1 protein-coding gene and 1 pseudogene are annotated in these 1,465 nt (G+C 61.0%); one reads left to right on the top strand and one right to left on the bottom strand.

Annotated elements, in window-relative coordinates; genetic code table 11:
* Positions 1 to 1,024: recombinase family protein (locus CLV89_RS22240; RefSeq protein WP_133166792.1), on the bottom strand; the 1,024-nt coding region annotated here is incomplete at its 3' end.
* 309 nt (positions 1,025 to 1,333) lie between these two features.
* Between CLV89_RS22240 and CLV89_RS23125 the strand changes: the two are divergent.
* A pseudogene (locus CLV89_RS23125) lies at positions 1,334 to 1,465 on the top strand (IS3 family transposase); the annotation flags it as partial.

Here is a 1,465-nt window from a genome sequence, read left to right as displayed (position 1 = left end):
TGATCAAAGTGTAGCTGGCGCCGCAGCAGGTGCAGCGAAGGAGGCCGGACAGCAGATAGGTCGGGCGGCGCGCTCGTTCCGGTCGTGGGCGGTCTGTCAGGATCCCAGCTGGGTTCATGGCTTGCCGCACGTCGTCCTGGCGGGCCTTGACGCGACCCCAAAGAGCGTCGTCAACGATCCTCAGGTCGGGAACGGTCTCTGTCTTCCATTTCGACGGGGGGTTTAGCCGTGACTGTCGTTTGCCGGTGTCGGGGTCGCGATCATAGGTCAGCCGGTTCCAGACTCGTCGACCAGCGTAGAGCTCATTGTTGAGGATGCCGGTGCCACGCTTCACGTTCCCTGAAATCGTCGAGGGGTTCCAAGTTCCGGTGCCTTTGCCGCTTTGCGGGGCGGCGATGCCCTCGGCGTTCAAGGCCGAGGCAATGGCGCGCGCGGACTGCCCCGCGGCGTATTCTTGGAAAATCCGGTTCACGACTTCGGCCTCCGAAGGCTCGATGGTCAGATCACCGGTGGTGGCCGTTCCATCCGCGCGGATCTCTCGCTTTACACGATAGCCATAGCTGAGGCCTCCGGCAGACTTGCCCGCAACAACACGGCCCTCCAAGCCTCGGCGGGTTTTTTGAGCGATGTCCTTAATATAGAGTGCGGAGACGAGACCGCCGACTCCGACCTTCAACTCGTCCAAGTCCTGATCTGCGACAGTGTGCAAGCGAACCCCGAAGAAGCTCATCCGCTTGAACAAAGACGCGGTGTCGGCTTGATCCCGCGACAGGCGGTTGAGGCTTTCGGCCACGATAATGTCGACTTCGCCGCGCTCTGCGGCTTGCAAAAGGCGCAAGTAATCAGGGCGTTGGCTGGTGGTGCCACTGATGCCGTGATCGGCGAAGACTTGGGTGACCTGCCACCCCTTTTGGTCGCAGTGGCGGCGGCAGAGACGGAACTGGTCCTCAACGGAGGTCTCTTTTTGCTTGTCGGTGGAATAGCGGGCATAGATAGCAGCGCGAAGAGGGGCAGTGGCTGGCATGGATCAGTCCTTTTGTTCTGGGCCCTTCCTCATCTCGGCAGCATCTTCTTCTGCGGCATGGCGCGCGAGCAGGCGGACAAGTAAGCGGAGGGCAGGGGGTGTTGCTGTGCCATTGCCCGCCCGCACAGGATTAGATGGGCCAGTTTGGGCAAATCTCTCTTGGTCTCGTGCCATTGGCCGAGGTCTCCTACCCGCTCGCGGGCTGGCCCGAAGCGCTCATGATCAAAGGTTGGTGCCGGGGTGGAGTGCCCCCACTGAAGTGGTCCACCTTTTGGGATAGGAATATCCCGTTTTCAGGAGGACGACGAGATGTCAGGCAAACGAGAGAAGCCCGAGGACATCGTGCTGAAGCTGCGACAGGTTGAGGTGCTGCAAGGGCAAGGGAGCTCGGTTCAGGAAGCCGTTCGGCAAATCGGTGTGACGGCTCAGACTTACTACCGG

This window comes from Tritonibacter scottomollicae (assembly GCF_003003215.1).
Lineage (GTDB): Bacteria > Pseudomonadota > Alphaproteobacteria > Rhodobacterales > Rhodobacteraceae > Epibacterium > Epibacterium scottomollicae.
The sequence above is the reverse complement of the archived record's forward strand: the minus strand, read 5'-3'. Positions and strand labels throughout refer to the sequence as shown.